10 protein-coding genes are annotated in these 16,405 nt (G+C 36.9%); 8 read left to right on the top strand and 2 right to left on the bottom strand.

Annotation, left to right across the window (positions count from 1 at the left end):
- A partial coding sequence (locus tag CZ487_RS24580; RefSeq protein ID WP_139339666.1) for a transposase occupies window positions 1–750 on the top strand: 750 nt, incomplete at its 5' end.
- A 142-nt stretch (window positions 751–892) separates the two neighbouring features.
- Here the strand turns inward: CZ487_RS24580 and CZ487_RS24575 are convergent.
- A complete protein-coding gene (locus CZ487_RS24575; protein WP_077214994.1) occupies window positions 893–3,853 on the bottom strand; it encodes an L-type lectin-domain containing protein in 2,961 nt (986 codons plus the stop codon).
- A gap of 650 nt (window positions 3,854–4,503) precedes the next feature.
- Between CZ487_RS24575 and CZ487_RS24570 the strand changes: the two genes are divergently transcribed.
- From CZ487_RS24570 to CZ487_RS24540, 7 genes are all read left to right on the top strand, one after another.
- A complete protein-coding gene (locus CZ487_RS24570; RefSeq protein ID WP_077214993.1) occupies window positions 4,504–5,025 on the top strand; it encodes an Ig-like domain-containing domain in 522 nt (173 codons plus the stop codon).
- A gap of 462 nt (window positions 5,026–5,487) precedes the next feature.
- Window positions 5,488–7,512, top strand: coding sequence for an outer membrane protein assembly factor BamB family protein (locus tag CZ487_RS24565; protein ID WP_077214992.1), 2,025 nt, complete (start codon window positions 5,488–5,490; stop codon window positions 7,510–7,512).
- Between the two features lie 51 nt (window positions 7,513–7,563).
- A complete protein-coding gene (locus tag CZ487_RS24560) occupies window positions 7,564–7,782 on the top strand; it encodes a hypothetical protein (RefSeq protein ID WP_077214991.1) in 219 nt (72 codons plus the stop codon).
- 16 nt (window positions 7,783–7,798) lie between these two features.
- On the top strand, window positions 7,799–8,104 hold the full coding sequence (locus tag CZ487_RS24555; RefSeq protein WP_077214990.1) for a hypothetical protein: 306 nt from the start codon (window positions 7,799–7,801) through the stop codon (window positions 8,102–8,104).
- A gap of 406 nt (window positions 8,105–8,510) precedes the next feature.
- Window positions 8,511–9,071, top strand: a complete 561-nt coding sequence (locus CZ487_RS24550) for an Ig-like domain-containing domain (protein WP_077214989.1) — start codon at window positions 8,511–8,513, stop codon at window positions 9,069–9,071.
- Between the two features lie 671 nt (window positions 9,072–9,742).
- On the top strand, window positions 9,743–10,408 hold the full coding sequence (locus CZ487_RS27355) for a hypothetical protein (RefSeq protein WP_077214988.1): 666 nt from the start codon (window positions 9,743–9,745) through the stop codon (window positions 10,406–10,408).
- 691 nt (window positions 10,409–11,099) lie between these two features.
- Window positions 11,100–12,665 carry a WG repeat-containing protein gene (locus tag CZ487_RS24540; protein WP_077214987.1) on the top strand — a complete coding sequence of 522 codons (1,566 nt, stop codon included), beginning with the start codon at window positions 11,100–11,102 and terminating at the stop codon, window positions 12,663–12,665.
- Between the two features lie 171 nt (window positions 12,666–12,836).
- Here the strand turns inward: CZ487_RS24540 and CZ487_RS24535 are convergent, their stop codons facing one another.
- The gene (locus tag CZ487_RS24535; RefSeq protein WP_077214986.1) at window positions 12,837–16,370 is read right to left on the bottom strand and encodes an Ig-like domain-containing domain; all 3,534 of its coding nucleotides are present in this window, start codon (window positions 16,368–16,370) and stop codon (window positions 12,837–12,839) included.
- Window positions 16,371–16,405 lie beyond the last annotated feature (35 nt).

The raw sequence follows: 16,405 nt of genomic DNA, 5'->3' as shown, positions 1-16,405 counted from the left end.
AGCTATTCTAAAACGGACAAAGACGCCACCTTCATGCGCATGAAGGAGGATCATATGAAAAATGGTCAACTAAAAGCAGGATATAACGTACAGATGGGAACGGAAAACCAGTTTATTCTGTTTTACACGATTCATCAACGTCCAACTGACACTCGTTGTTTTATCCCACATTCGGAGAAACTGTCGTCTACTTCTTTACCAATGCCTAAAACTGTTATTGCCGATGCTGGATATGGAAGCGAAGAAAATTATGTTTATGCGGTTGGCGATGAGAAAGAGCCAAAGTTTGACTTTCTAATCCCTTATGGATCATACATACAAGAAAAGACACGTAAATATAAAAACGATATCAAAAATGCAAAAAACTGGACATACCGTGAACAAGACGATTATTTTATTTGCCCGAATGGAAGGAAAGTAACTTTTAGAAAATATCAAAACAAGAAGAATCGATCTGGTTATGAACAAAGCTTTAAAATCTATGAATGCGAAGACTGTACGGATTGTCCACTAAAAGCAAAATGTACAAAGGCGAAGGGGAACCGTCAGGTTCACTGGAATACGATCTTTGAAGAAATGAAAGCGAAGGCAAAAACAGCCCTTAAATGTGAGGAAAAGGCAGCTATCTACGCTCAACGTAAAATTGAGGTAGAAAGTGTGTTCGGTCACATCAAGGGCAATCGGTCGTTCCGTAGGTTTTCCCTACGGGGCTTGATAAGGTCCATGTGGAGTTTGGAATTGTGGCATTAGCCCACAATATACTGAAAGTAGCCGGCATCCGCCAGCTACTTTCAGGGAATGATCCATATAATACAAAAGCAATTGGAGAAAAACGTGCTGTTTTTCTCCAATTGCTTTATTTTAGGGACTTATCAGACAGCCCCTTCGCTAGTTATTCTCCAGTTGTAAAACTAATATTCTTAATTACATGTCTATTATTATACGTTCCAGTAGAAGCCGAAAATCCTGCATTTGTAAATGTTTCGTCAAATTCAACTTCAACTTCGTGTGTTAAAACAACTTCTCCATCAACATATACAGTAATTCCTGATTTAGTTGCTTCAACCTTTACATCATGCCAAGCATTATCTTCGGTTATTGGTGTGTTTGCAAATTCCAGATGATTTTCGGTATGGTCCTTAATTAGTGCAATATGATTTGCACTTGGGTCTGCGAAGTTTGAATAGCTATCAAATTCGATACCGTATCCTTTTCCACCATTAAATCCAAGGTAGCCTCCTGATGAACCTGCGCTTCGTTCCTTTAAGAACATAAAGACGAGCCCATCTGCTCCGCTGCCTCCTCCAGATAAATAAGAGAATGAAGCTGTAAATGGCAGGGTCAAAGGCTTTTCATACCAAACCGTTCCTAATTTCCAATTATTAGCTTCTGTTAACACAAATTCATTTGTATCTTGATAAAAAGTGGCGTCCCCAGTCACTTCAAAGTCCTCTATTGGAATTGGTAGATCTGCGGTTGGTCCTTGTTCGTTCAGAGCTACACGAACTTCATATTCACCACTGTTATCGTAATACCCATTGGGCGTATCGTTGTACGCTAATTTTAATTCTCCACTGATAGGAGCAAGAATGGAAACGTCACTCCCTAGAGCGAATGGCTCAGAAATTTGTCCATCATCTGTTTCGATGATACCAATCAGTGTACCAATTCGAGCAGTTGGAAGGACTGCGCCATCATCCATCTTAAATTGTTCACTAATCTCATTATTAATTAATTCAAACCCGTCGGGATTTCTAGGGTTTGTAAATGATGCATAATTTCCAGCTCCAGTGGCTTTAATTTGAATGACTGCGTCTTTTGTTACATGCAGATTAGTTGGTATCCATCCGCTAGTAGTTGGATCAATCGATGCATCAACAATAATGGATTTGTGATCCTGACCAGGATTCGATTCATAGCCTAGAGCAGCAAGGTTTAAATTTTTGACTTCTATTGTTAATTTTTCAGTTTTATTTTCTGCATCTTCTCTTTCGTCTTGTCTTGAATAGTTGGCTTCAATCGTAACTTCTAGAGAGTCACCACCTCTTGGTAGATCACGTGGAACAGAAATTTTCCCATCCTTAGATATCGTAACGATTTCGGGGTGGCTAGAAAGATAAGTGATCACTTCCTTATCTGATAAAGAATGTGGATCTGTCACATCTTTAAACATGGAAGTCGATTCAAACATGTCATTAATTTCAGCAATTACGAGTAATTGTTCACTGTCCCCTGGTTCGAGTATAGGAGAGGTACCTTGTGAATCTGTCGAAATAGTAATGGCTTTTAATACATCACAATTGTTATAGGATCCTGGCTTATAAGGGAAAACCTTCTTAGCCAATGTTATTTTGATAGGATCCTGAAGGGCGATATGGATTTGGGCATTTGCTTCTAAATAGGCACCAAGCTCCATTCTTATACACCCATCGGTTGCAGCTGTTTCTCCGTCCTCTATTACTCTAGCCGCAGCTACAAACAGCGTACCATCAGCATAGACTCCGCCTTCACCGCCAAATCCACCACCTATTGCTCCGCCTAAGGCTTTAAGCATAAAGGATGCCTCAGGACCAAGTTCTGCTCGAATGGTTCCACTTCCATGAAGAGCGGATGAGGGAGTGAATTTTTTAGGATCATGAATTACGTCTAAGTCCCCGTCTATAATGGCAACTCCAAGCTCTCCTTCTGTTTCCAATTCAAAAGTTGTCCCTATTTCTGCATTCACTTTTGCTTCAGCATTAAGCTGTACATTTAATTCTAAAAACAGGGCTGGGTTGATTGGAATAATAAATTTTCCAAGAGGTAAGTCAAAATCTAACGTCCTCATCGCAAGTTTTTTCAATTGTTCTGGAGTGACGTCTTTTTTTAGGTCACCTCCAATAATGGTTACAGTTACCTTGGATGATGTCTGGTATTCTGCTTTTATGTTAAATCGTTTTAAGCCTTTCATTAGACCATAATCAATATCAACGATGGCATTGGGATAAAACATTCTTACAACACCATCTACTTTTACATACAGACCGTCTACTTCAAGCTTAAGGGCATCTAACTTAAACTCTAATACATCTCCAATCGTATAGTCGCGATAATTTGCGATGGTAAACGTATCTAAGAAATCACTATTGGGTGCAAGTTCTTTCATATTCACTTTTCTCACACTAATGTTTTCTGGCAAAGAGGCAGCCTCTAGATTTTCCTCCTTGAGATTAATAGATTTGTAGATATTTAACTCTTTAAAAACCTCGGTGAATTCAACGTCAGTTGTAGAAGCCGTTTTACCATCCTGAGATAGAGTGGTAATTTTTTTTGCTACACCAAAAGGATTGTTCTCATCTGTGGGACTAACAACGATATCCCCTACTTGGACGTCCTGGTTCCCTTGAAATTCAACTGATCCATTTTCAGTCATATTCAGTTCCTGGCTGGCTATCTCTTTAACCTCATCTTCAAATTCGTATATTTCAATAGGGTCTCTTTCAACAATAAAAGGCATGTTCACGCCTTGCTTTAGTTGGTTGGAAGATAATGATTCTATTGATTGATCAATATGTAAAAGATAGGATTGCCCTTTTTCGTATCCCTTTTGTGGAGGTAACACCTTTACCTCATTTCCTGAATAGACCAATTGTGTTGAAACCTTATTTCCATTTTCATCTTCAACATAAATGGCTCCAGCATTAATGGAATCTTCATCAACGGTGGTATTAAATTTAATATTCCACGTTTTGAAAGAATCTACCCCAACCTTAGCAGACCATTTGAATTCCTCCCCATTTGCTTGTCCTTCAGTCGGAAAAGAATAGATACATAGAATAAGCAATAACAATGCTAGTAGTTTCTTCACCTTCATATTTCCTTCCTTCCTGTGTCAGTTTATAGATTAATATGAAAATTATACCATTATAGTAGATGTTATACTAGAAGAATAGGCCTATAAAGGTGCACTATTAGGGCAGGATAATAGAGGGGATAGCATTTACAGAATTCTATTAAATTGGAGTCTTCGTTTTCACAGTTTAGGCTCTATTTTTTTATGAAAAACGTAGAAAATAGGTTCAAAAGGTTCAATGGAAACTTTTTCCACTAACTACTCACAATCCCAATGATAACGCCTCTAATCACTCCCTTCCATTTTTAAGTCAATGTATAAATTAATCCGTTAGTCTCGTGGCAGACAGGAAGTTAAGGAGCTTTTAATTATTCCCAGCAAACCATTAATAGCTGTTAAGACTAGAGTGAGAATAGTCAAATTAGTGATTGTTCAAGCTTATTTTGTAACTACAAAATTTGTGCATGATAGAGAAATAGAAAATTGGATGTATGAGGGCACTTGTTAATGGTGCCTATCAGTGTTCTGTCCATTAAATAAAGACAAAATAATAAAATTATGATAGATTTAACGGGAATATTATCCTAGGAAATTAAAACCAATTTTTTGTTCATTTTGAAATAGGTCTTCTGTAGGGTGTGCCGTTTAAATCTAAGAAAGGGAGGTATTGTATGAAAAAGATAGTTAGCTTGTTTTTCGTGTTTTTTCTGATGTTTGGAACGCCTTCTGCTGTTCACGCTGAAGAGAATCAGCAATTTGCGATCCAACCAAAATTTGATGCTGTTTCAGTGGATTACAATGAAGGTCTAGCATTTGTTTATGTTCACGGAAAATGGGGCTTTATTGCCAATCCTCTCAATGTTAGCGATGAAATCAAATACCCTCTAGAAGGATATAAAGATAAAGGAACGCGAACAAATATCGCTGCCGATAAAACATGGAAAATAGAGTTTAATGACCAATTACTAGATGAAACAGTAAATAGTCAAGCTATTCGTGTTTTGGATCAAAACGGAGAGGTCGTCAAGGTCGAATTTGATATAACAGATGACGGTAAATCTGTGTTGGTATCTCCGTCTGACACGCTCTATGAGACAGGAAAGACGTATTATCTTCTTGTAGGGAATTCTATCCGCTCAGAAGAAGGAAAAGAATTAAAAGAAGCTGTCTCCATTAAATTTACTATTCAGTAGGATTCTTAGTTTAAAAAAGCTAGACTTATAGAGAAGGAGTGCTCAAAAAGAAATTTTTGGGTGCTCCGAAAACAGCAACATTTCAGCTTATGTTAACATTACTAACTCCAGGATGTAAACGGAAAGTAAAGTCAGTCGGCTTTGTTGGATGTTCTCCATTTGTTCAAACGATTGATTAATATTATTCTTCTGGTTTGAAACCTCTTATATCTCCCCGCTCCCCTGATTTCTCCCTTCTTATAAAGCATTTATCACCTCAAAAGAAGGATTCCTTTCCTAATAGGGTCATAGACGGAAACATTTATCTATAGAGTGAAGTGGAATAAGCCGCAGATCATAAGCACGAAGAACCATGAATTGTCCGACAATACAAAATATATTATAATTTCCATATGTTCCTAGGAGGATAAGCCTAATCACGTCAAAATCTGGGGGACAATTTTATATAGAAAGGGGCATAACATGGAAATACGGAGAAAGAAACATCATTTTGTGTTAACGGGGATTATTATGGCTCTATTTATGCTATTTTCTTCCCAACAATCTTTTGCTAATAGCAAGGAGGGGGTTCTAGAAACTCCTATTTATGAGGCGTGTGAAAATTGCTCTATTGCTGATATTGTTACTGACAATGGTGAATTAAGACTAGTGATAATAGGTGGACGGAACTTTGAGGAAACGGAAATTGTAGCTTTCAACAAAGACAGGTCTATTAAGTGGAGTAAGAAATACGACTTTTATGTACCATGGGTGAAACCGGCGTTTAGTGTCGATGGTACGATTTATTTAGGTGCTGTGGGGTATGCCGTCGCCCTAGATAGAAATGGGGATGAGAAGTGGAGATATCCTGTGGAAAAGGGAGCTGCAACCACTCCAGTAGAAGGGGCTGACGGAACAATATACTTTAGTGAGTTTAACTGGACCGACTATATTGGACCATACGGTGAAACCAATGTCTATGCTGTAAACGAAAATGGGGAACTCGAGTGGGAACATCGTGTTTCGGGACAAGCAAAATTAGAGCTTTTAAACAACTCTACTCTCTTAGTCAGTGCAGGTCCGGATCTACTAAACTACTCAACTAATGGTGAGTTAAATTGGAAATACGCTGCTCCAGGTGAAGCTGAGGAGTATGAGCCTTATATTAATACAATCGTGTTGGAAGACAAAATTTATGCAAAAAGCAGCAGAGCCCTATTTTCTCTAGATTTGTATGGGGAAGAGGTTTGGACGAAGGACGCTTCTGGTTATTATTTATACCATTTAAATGGTGGAAATGCAGATTACCTCATATACCAGTCATCAAATGAAGAGGGAAAGCCAACTCTCCACGCAGTGACTTTAAATGGTGAACAAGCATGGGATTATCACGTAGATGTTCCAGATAAGGAATATAGCTATTATTATATTGATATTTATCCAGCAGAACAATATCTGTATGTAGGAACCGATAATGAGCTTATAAAAATCAATAGCAACGGAGAAACGGAATATACGATTGACGTAGAAGAATACATTAGTGATTTTATTCCTTCTAATCAAATAGGATATATGGCGCTTAGTGATTATTTGAATAATGAGTTTGCTATTCATACTTATGATTTAAGTAGTGGTGCAAAACTTAGTATATATGATCTTGCCAACAGCCCTCGAAGCTTTACATTGGATGGAGATCAGAATCTTTATTTTGGATCTGACAATGGCTTATATATGCTAGATGCTGAGCATTTAGGTGAACCAGATTCTGAAGTTATGAAAATCTGGGAAGAGAAGTCTACGAGCGATGTTAATAAACAGTGGACGATTGAATTTAATAGAGAAATAGATGAGGCTACGGTAAATAGCGACAATATATATGTAATGGGTGAGAACGGACTAATTAAAACCACTGTTACTTTAGATGAAAGCCTCAAATCCATTATCGTTAGTGCACCCGAGAACGGGTATGAGGTTGGCGGCACATACACTTTATACATTGGAAACGTAATGTCAACAGATCAAAAGAAACTTAGTCAACATGTTAAAATGAAGTTTAATATTTTAGAACAACCATCAACTGAAAATAAGTCAGTAGGGGAAATCTTTATTCCTGAATTTAGTTGGTCCTTAAAGAAGGCTGAATTAATTTCGTTATTAGGTAAAGAAGTAGAAGATTATCCTGAATGGGGTTATATGAGCATTGATGTAGATGGCTTGTTTGGCTATGAGACAGATTTATGGGTTCATTACGATGATGCAGGGAATTTAACAGATGTATATTATATGTTTGATCACCATATGCGTTATCCTGATGATCAATTAGATGCCTTACATCAGGATCTACAGAGTAAAATTAGCCTGTTTCTAGATGAAGAGCCAATAGAATCTGGTCATGATCAATTAGGCTACTATAGTAACTGGGAAGCTAATAAATATTCAGGAAAATTGCGGCTTAATATAGAAAATGATGATGTGATTACCAGTGCAGCTTTATATCTGCTTCCTTGATGAAAAGTAATAAGGATGTTTGGCTAAGTAATAGGGAGAAACGAATTCAGATTGATAGGAGTAAACAATGAGGGTAAATATGAAAAGGTTTTTGTTTTTGCTGGCTTTCTATTTGGATTATGTATTCAATTAGAAAGCATTTACGCTATGTCTAGCGAAATGGAGTCAAATGACCAGATTGATCAGGCTACGGAAATATCCGTTAATGTTAATAATGAATACGGTGGAATTTTGAGTGCAACTTCCGATAAGGATTATCACTCTCACTAAACCCGGGAATATTAAAGTGAGTATTCCAAACGTGCCGAATAAGCAATGGGCCGAACAAATGATAAGTTCATCTGGGAAGGAATTAGATATTCTTTATACAGATAAGTCCGAGTACACAACAGGTGTTTCAGAGATGGAGACAGGTTTGCAAGCAGGAAAATATTATATACAAATCTATCGACCTAGTTATGGAAATTCTGAAGAAAAACCTTATTCATTTTCGTTAAATTATGAACAAAGTAACTACTATGAACAAGAGCCGAATGATACTGCTCAATCGGCTACAGAGATTTATGTAATAATGACTACCATGGTGTTCTGAACTCAACTAGTGATCATGATTACTATACCTTTAACTTAGAAAAACCAGGTAAGTGTAACATTTACTCTCCCGAATATACCAAATAAACAATGGTATGACTTATCTTATTAAGAAATTCTAAAGGGGAAGAAATAGATTATCATTACACGGAAAAGTCTGAATACACTACAGGGCAATCAAAGATGGAGACGGGTTTGCCAAAGGGAAGTACTATATTCAAATACAGCGTCCTAGTTATGGAGATTCAGAAGATACTGCTTATACGTTTTCTTTAGAGTATGAAGAGAGTGACTTTTTTGAAAAAGAATTAAATAACACAGCATTATCAGCAACATCAATCGCTTTAAATCAAGCCTATCAAGGTGTCCTGAATAGTACTGGTGACAATGATTATTATACCTTTGAATTGAATAAAAGCGAAAATATTACTTTTAGTATGCCGAATATCCCCGAAAAACAATGGACTGTGATTTTAAGGGATTCAACAGACAAAGAACTGGAAAGATTCTATACAGATAAGTCGGAATACGTTACGGGTTACTCCACTCTAGAAATAGGTCTCACAGCAGGAAAGTACTATATTCAAATACAGCGCCCGAGCTACGGGGATTCAGAGGATACGGCATATCAATTCTATGTGTTTTCACCTTCTTCCCCAAATCATTTTACAGAGTGGGAAAAACAAGTGGATGTGTCCCTTACGAAGGAATGGACGGTAACGTTTAATTTATCTTTAGATTTGAGCACCATCAAAGAACAAAATATTTATGTGACGTATAAATATGGGGATGTTGTTCCTTTGCTATATATAGTCGATCCGAGCGTGGATGATAGCTTTATAGCTTTAAATCCAGTAAAACCTTATATAAAAGGTGAAAATTATACACTTTGGATAAAAGATATCAAATCAAAAAGTGGAGAAGTTTTGAAGGAAAACGTCAAAATGGAATTTAGTATTGAAAATTAGTAAAAAAAGGAATCGAAAAAAAATAGGCGGAGTGGCTCGAGAGTTGAGCTTCTTCGTTTCTTTTTATTTTATTAGATTTAGGGTTAACTAAATTTTTTTAAAATTATTTGACAAAGGAATTTAAGAGATCTACCAATGCGATAATATAAGAGCTTGGCTGGGGGCCCTTCTAACGGCTGTTTCTTTTATTAGTGGAGGCGGGTACAATTGTTACGCGAATCTTCTTTTAAGCATCGAACTGAGCAACCAATGCAAAAATAATGGAGTGAAAAGATTGCCCTGCAGAATACTGAAGTAAAAATGTTAGGCGGGCGCTTTTATTTTGTCTTCGATTCAGCAAAACAGCTATAAAGTCATTGCTTGGTACTGATGCATTTATACTTGACTAAGAGAAAATAGTGGTGGGTACCTCTCTTCCGCTCAAGAGATTACCGGACTATTTCCGGATGTGGAATTAGCATCAACTAAGAGAATAAACGTTATAGTTTTTATAAACCTCAGAGGGTATGATGTAGAAAGCTCACAATGCAAAGGGAACTACAATCGCGAAGAATACAAATGCTTACATAATTTGGATAGGATAGTTTTTGTCAGGACGTCCCTTTTACCATTTATATAAATTAGTGCGCATGGTATAATACGAAAGACGAGAACGTTTTGGGGGAAAGCAAATGGATAAAAAGATGTTAGTATGTATTTTTTCTGTTTTGCTATTGGTCTCTGGCTGCTCTAATGATAAGGAAACAGAAAAGGCCAATAAAACAGTAGAAGAAAATCAACAATCAGAAAAAGAATTAAACGTAAATGAGAAAAGTATCCAATTAGAGAAGAAGATAAAAGAAGAAGATGGTGTTATTGATGGTCAAGTTTATGAGGAAGAGGACAAGGCCATTGGAAAGATTGTCTTAGACAAAAAAGTTAGTAATGAAGATGCAAAGAATCTAGTAGAGAAGTTTTCAAAGGAACTAAAAAAAGAATATAAGGATAAAGTAGTAAGTGTACAGGCTACAAAAGATGGAAAGGTTGTTGAGGAAATGACGATTAATAGTTCTGTTAATGAAAAAAAAGAAGCTTCAAATGAAAGTAAAAAAACAGCTAATGACCTTAATGCTAAAGTTTTAGATGTGCTGCCCGGGGTATTTAGCGTTAAAATTCCTTTAGAAAAAGCAAACGAGGTAGGCGCAACAGAAACATCAACACTAAACTTGCAGGTTGAAGGAAAGGAAGCAATAGCTTTAACCTATTATGAAGAGTATAAATTATTTCTTAATGTGAATATCCCTGATAAAAGTTATACTAAAGAAGAATTATTAAATGCCGTTGTGTCAGCTAAATAATTCATTTCCAATACAAAATGTGGAAGATGCATGAATTTACTTGGTTCATGCATCTTTTTATTCTATATAGAAAAAAGTCCAGGCATATTTTCACTAAGTCTTTCTTAAATTAGAGTATTACAGTTACCACGATATTCTATTTTTTTATACGATCCTGATAAAGCTAGTTCTTCTATAATTTCCTCCTCGAATGCTATCAATGAACCACTCAACTACCAGTTTTTTTAGTATGGATATCACTTTTAAGATTTAAATTTTGGTAGAGTTGCAATAATTGTTCAAACTCTATACATTGACATCCCCCCATTATCATACTATTGATTAGGTATAATGTAATGAATATTCAAAAAAGGGTACCTTAACGGGGACATATTATGAAAATGAATGGTCGTACGTGATATCGTCTTCACGATGTCAGATGATAGATCGAGCTTTGATGGGAAATTTAAAATTAGTAGTGGAATCAATTGGGGGTATTGGGATGGAACAAGGCTGCCCAATAATTAACTTTATTGACCTTTTTTGGGACATGAATGAAGCATGTCTCTTTTTTTTGGTGTATGAGCACAAATGTTAAACTTTTTCAAAAAGCGTAGTTTGTGTGGTGGTGATTATTATCTTATTAAAAGGTAAAATATACCTATTATTATGGTAAAATAGTCTATGAAACTATGAAAAGAGGAGTTGTATTATGCAAAGAGGAAAAATTTTCATTTCAGTACTAGTAGCTTTATTGTTCCTTATCAGCGCTAGCATGGGCTCAGCCCAAGCTGCGGAATATCAGATCTGGCCGGATAAAACAAATGTTAGTATAAAGCACAATTGGACGATTAAATTCAACAAAGAACTAGACAGGGATACCATTAACAACGAAAATCTCTATGTTCATCATAATGGGGAAAAAGTTGCAGGAAATACAGTATCCTTAGGAACTGATAAAAAAACCATTATGGTGAAGGCTCCAGAAGATGGGTATAAAGCAGATGAACAATATGTTTTATACATAGAGTCGGGTGTTAAATCCATCACAGGTATTGAACTGAAACAGCCTATAAAAATGAAGTTTACGACCAGTCCTACCAATGATGAAAGTCGAGCATTAGTCCAGATAGATGGAAAATGGGGACTTATTGATAGAACGGGTGAGATGATCATTGAACCTCAATTTGATGAAGTGAAGGAATTTAGTGAGGGGTTTGCGGCTGTTGCTGTAGATGAAGATGATTGGACACGTAAGTGGGGATTCATTGACAAAGACGGAATTGTTAGTGCACCTCTATTCTATGATGTCGGTGATTTTAGTGAAGGTCTCGCAGCAGTTGCTATAAATGAAACAAATGACTATAGTGTTCATAGGAAGTGGGGGTTCATTGATCAGTCTGGTAAAATGGTGATCGATCCTGCATTCAATTCACCATATGGTATTGGTGGGGAATTTAAGGATGGTCTAGCGCCTGTTGCTACATACGATAAGGATGGATGGCATGCAGGATTTATTGATAAAACGGGAAATGTTGTAATTGAACGTACGTTCTATGAAACGAGTACGTTTAGTGAAGGTCTCGCAGCGGTTGCTATATATGATAAGAACAACTGGAATCGGAAGTTCGGATTCATTGATCGAACCGGTAAGTTAATGATTGAGCATCAGTTTAATTATGTCAGGGAGTTTAAAGAAGGATTAGCAGCGGTTGCAATGGATCAGTATGATGAGACACGGTTATGGGGATTTATTGACAAATCAGGCAAAATCGTGAGAGAGATTAAGTATAACGAAGTAGGGGACTTTAGTGAAGGTCTAGCCGCTGTAGGTGTTTATGATGGTCAAGAGTGGTATTGTGGTTTCATAGACCAGAGCGGTGAAATTGTAGGGGAGCTTCAATATACTGGAGTTGGTGGATTTAGTGAAGGGTTAGCACGTGTTGCGAATAAGGATGGTTGGGGTTTTGTTAACCGAGCTGGTGACATGGTGATTGATCTTCAGTTTTATGGAGTGGGAGACTTTAATGAGGGCTTAGCACCGGTTGCGGTAATCGATCATAATTCCGATTATAAATGGGGTTTTATTGATCAAACTGGAAAAATGGTCATAGATCAAGAGTATTACGGAGTAACCATTTTTAGAGAGGGCCTTGCTGCTGTTGCGGTAAAAGATGAAAATGATGAATATAAGTGGGGATTTATTGATAAGAATGGCAGGATGATCATAGATCCTCAATATGATAACGTTTATGCTTTTTCTAGCGTCAGTAGGTAAGAAGATTAATCCTTGCATGATTTGTTTCAACAAGACAACGATTTTGTTATTTTGAATAGGTTAGATATTGGAAAAAGCGGTAGACATATGTCCTCCGCTTTTTCCGTTGGGTTTAAATTGCTCCTCTGTTAAAGTATCTGATATGTTCAACTTTTGAAATCGTAATCGTGGCTACCGGATGACCGTAACTCCCACGGGTGTATACACAATAATTTCCCCGTCCCCGGAATTTGTTATGGTTAACGCTCCTGGTTTAGAGACTGAAACGGTTTGGTCCCATGAGGAAAGAGTTTTATTCTGTTCCTCTCCAGATACCGTACCCTCTTCGTAGTTACTATACCTAATATAGTCGTACATTCCGTCTCCTGTTAGCTTTATCGATTGCGAACGTTCCGTCAAGTTATGAATGGTGATGCTTTGTCCACTAGTAAGCTTTCTGACTTGTAAAATTGGTGATGACGATTCTGTATAGGCAAACTCATTCGCAGGTGAATATACAGTTATATTTTTAGCGCCAGAGTTTGTTAAATCAAAAGTACCGCCTGAAGAAACTGAGTAGGACTGATCCCATGAATAAGCTGTTCTATTATATTCAAAACTTCTAATATTCCCAGCCTCTTTATCTGAGTATCTTACATAGTCATACATAAGGTCTTGACCGCCTACTATTTTTAAATACTGTGTTCTGCTTGTTATGTTAGCTGTTGATAAGGTTTCCTTAGGTGCAATGGTGTGCTCATCTAAGGCCTTTTCATCATGAGAACTAAACTTAAATAAACTTGAAGGTGCATAGGCTATTACACTATCACTATTCGCATTTGTTAAAATGAGGGAGCCTCCGTTTCCAATACTATGTGATTTGTCCCATGAGTAAATCACAGAATCCTTTTCAAAACTATCGATATGATGGTTAGTAAAACTATTATAATCTACATAATCATAGTAACCCCGCGTGTTGCCAGTTACCTTTACGTATTGTGTACGCTGAGTAAGGTTATCCGCTTTAAAGGATTCGCCCTTTTCGATGGAAAATTCTTCTAAAGCCTCTTGGCTGCTGGCCTCAAAGTGAAACGTTTTATAGGGGCTGTAGATTCGTTTCACTTTTCCAGTACGATTCGTCATAATGAAAGAACCATTTGGTGATATTGTATAAGTACGATCCCAAGAATAATTAGATAGATCTTTGTCAAACACATCAACTTTTTCAATTGATTTATCCTCATATTCTACAAAGTCAAATGTTCCTGTTCCGCTAACTTTAAATCTTTCATTGTTTGGCTTTTCACTGGTAATCACGACCGTTTGATTAAGGGGCAGTTCATACATTTCTAAAGCCTTTTCACCGTATTCCTCAAATGTAAAGCTGCTCGCAGCCGCATAAATATTTAAAAGTTTATTTTTTTCACTGGTAATGATGATATAGCCATTCGCTGGCACATAAATGGTATTTTGGTTGTTGTCAACATAGTCAAATCGTTCAACAGATCCGTCTGAATTATATAATACATAACCATACTCACCGCTTGTGACTTTTAACTTTGAAGTATGAGACAGGGTGTTGGTAAATTTGGTTGTGGCCTCATCCACTTGATACACATTTAAAAGAGCAGTGGTGTTAGATGGTTCAATGGTTAATTCATCATGTGTTAGGGAAGGAACGGATTCTTTAAAGGAAACAATCGCTTTTTCTCCCTTAGAAAGATAAACATTTGTCGTATTTCGAATGAAATGATCGACATTTCCATCTTCATCATAACGAACATAGTCACCCGGGATCGGTAATCGGATTGATTTGCCTCTGGTTAAACTGTTGGTAATGATATAGCTATTTACATACTTATCTTGCATAACATTACTGCCTGAAGGGAAGTTCGGCAAATCTGGGTCCTTCTTCACTTTAACAATTAAGTCATCTGTAAACGTTTTATTATCCTTTGTGTAAGTCGCTGTAATGATGACTTCTTTGTCCCTTTGTAAAGAGTTTACTCGTACCCTGCCTGTTGATGTAATGGATACGCTCGGGTCACTAACGGAATACTTGACATTCTTAGTAACCGTTTCATAAATAGGTGAATTAAAACCTGTACTATAATCAAACACCTTACTAAATACCTTAACACTTCTTGTTTCCCCGCTAACAATCTCAATAGAGGGATCATTGAATTCAATTGATTGTACGCTTTTGCAATTATTGATAAATAATAATGGTAATTTATAACTTTTTAGTGTATATGTTGATTTTAACCATGTGCCTTTTAATGGTGGAAAATATACGGATAAGTCATTAAATACACCAATTTCACCAGCTTGACAGCTCAATTTTTCATTGCTCGTTACAAGTTCTCCCCAAATGAACTTAAAATTACCAAATGGTCCAACGTCGTTATTTAATTCAACGGCCCTTACTGTTAAATAGGCAGCATGCAAACCTGTTCTTAATCCAACTTTTACTTCGACACCACCGGATCCGGTGTGTGAAATATCATTCGTATTCGTAAATTCCCTAACTGCTCGAACGTTTTTATTATTCTTAATAAATCCTACTTCCGCGTAGGTTGAATTGGTGATAGATGCATTAAATCCTCCAATGGCTGAAACTTTCACCACTCCGCCTACATGTCCGCCTACTGTTAAACCAGGCAGCTGTGGAATAGGTGTTGAAAATTTACCTAAATCAATTTCGACTTCTTTAAAAGGTATTGTTTTTATACTTTTTGATGCTTCAATTGAAAAAGATAGTTGTGTTACGATCGTTGCTTTAAAAACAAATTTAACATCGTCTAGTTCAGGAACAATTCCGTTCCATTCCATCTTCGGCTCGATACGCGGGTTGCGTAATTGAATTTTCCCTGTTAGGAATAAAATTTGTTGATTATATTCTAAAGGATAATTATCAAATACATATTGCAATCCTTCTACAAAGCCTGCAACATTGCGGTCATATTCACGGAAATCACTAACCGTTACCCCTTGACCTAATGAGGCGGGATCGATATCTTCTGCCGTGACTTCAACCGATTCATTTAAGCTAATGGAAGAAATCAAATCCCCTAAATAAGGGACAGATGTTTCGGCTGTATAGACACCGTCTGTTTCCTGAATCGATTCAATCTTACGTGCATACCCTTCAGGAAATTCATCGTTTGGCTCTATCATGATAATATCGCCTATTTTTAGTGACATCCCATTCTCTTGGGTCAGTGTTATAGGTTCACTGGCTGTACCGCTCTCTAGTACTTCTGGCTCGAGATTTTCAACAATGGCTTCAGGGTCTAATGATACAACCTCTTCTTGTAGTGTCACTTCAGCAATGGAATCACTTTCGATTAGAAATGATTTCGACACGGCATTTTTCAGTGGGTTACCCTCATCATCTTGAACACCGTCTGTCACATGTAAGGTATATATGGCACCAGGGGTAAACCCTTCTGCAGGCGGCTCCACAACGATGATATTATCTGCTTCTCCCAGCGTTACGGCTGTGTTGACTTTAGTATTGGAAGAATCTAATATGTAAACTGTGTCGCTGTTTACGGTATCGGGATTCACATAAGAGTTTAATACGATGGTCCATTCTTTATAAGATGGAACATCAATTGCAGCATCCCAAGTTTCTGTTGTCGTTTCAGCATTAACATTTGGAATAAATATTAATACAAATAAGACAAAGAAGAATATAATTTTGTGTAGCTGTAAGTATTTCATTTTTGCCCTCCTATTTATTTATCCCTACTATTCTA

It is taken from the genome of Robertmurraya dakarensis (genome assembly GCF_900156875.1).
GTDB lineage: Bacteria > Bacillota > Bacilli > Bacillales > Cytobacillaceae > Robertmurraya > Robertmurraya dakarensis.
Note: the sequence above shows the minus strand (reverse complement) of the source record. Positions and strands in the feature narration are given on the sequence as shown.